This window comes from Curtobacterium luteum (assembly GCF_001475545.1).
In the GTDB taxonomy this organism is placed as follows: domain Bacteria; phylum Actinomycetota; class Actinomycetes; order Actinomycetales; family Microbacteriaceae; genus Curtobacterium; species Curtobacterium luteum_A.
The window spans coordinates 1-631 of sequence record NZ_LDQC01000173.1 but is presented as its reverse complement, the minus strand read 5'-3'; the positions used below and the strand labels follow the sequence as shown (position 1 = coordinate 631).

Annotated in this window: 1 protein-coding gene and 1 pseudogene; both read left to right on the top strand. The window is 66.4% G+C overall.

The window, feature by feature from the left end:
- Positions 1–422, top strand: a 422-nt coding sequence (locus NS184_RS16980) for a carbohydrate ABC transporter permease (RefSeq protein WP_152998314.1), incomplete at its 5' end; no start/stop codon positions are given.
- Positions 419–631 (top strand): annotated as a pseudogene (locus tag NS184_RS18525) (carbohydrate ABC transporter permease); the annotation flags it as partial. The gene NS184_RS16980 and the pseudogene NS184_RS18525, both read left to right, overlap by 4 nt.

Below are 631 nucleotides of genomic sequence, written 5' to 3'. Positions count from 1 at the left end.
TGCGCTGGGAACTCATCGCGGTGATCGGCGTCAACGTCTGGCTCGGCATCCCGTTCAACACGACCATCCTCTACAGCGGCCTGCAGTCGGTGCCGCCGGAACTCTACGAGGCGGGAGCGCTCGACGGCGCCACCGGGTTCAAGGCCTTCTGGTACATCACCTGGCCGAGCATCCGGAGCGTGGTGAGCATCGTCATCGTCCTCGGGGTGGTCTACACGCTGAAGGTCGTGGACATCATCCTCGGCCTGACGGGCGGCGGGCCCGCGAACTCGACGCAGACCCTCGCCACGAACGCCTACCACCAGTCGTTCGTCAACTTCCAGTTCGGCATCGGAGCCGCGGTGAGCAACGTCCTCATCGTCGTCTCGTTCGTCTTCGCGATGGTCTACATCGCGATCTCCCGGAAGGCGGTCGACGAATGAGCGTCGGACTCGCGAACCAGACCGTCACCGCGACCCGCGCCCTCACGACGAGGCGCACGGCGCGCGCCCCTCGCCCGAAGCGCGGCGTGAAGGGCATCCCGCTCACGATCCTCGGCATCGTGTTCCTCGCGATCATGGTGTTCCCCGTGTACTGGATGGTGAACACGAGCCTGCAGGCCACGTCCGGGGCGGCGACCGCCACCTGGTTC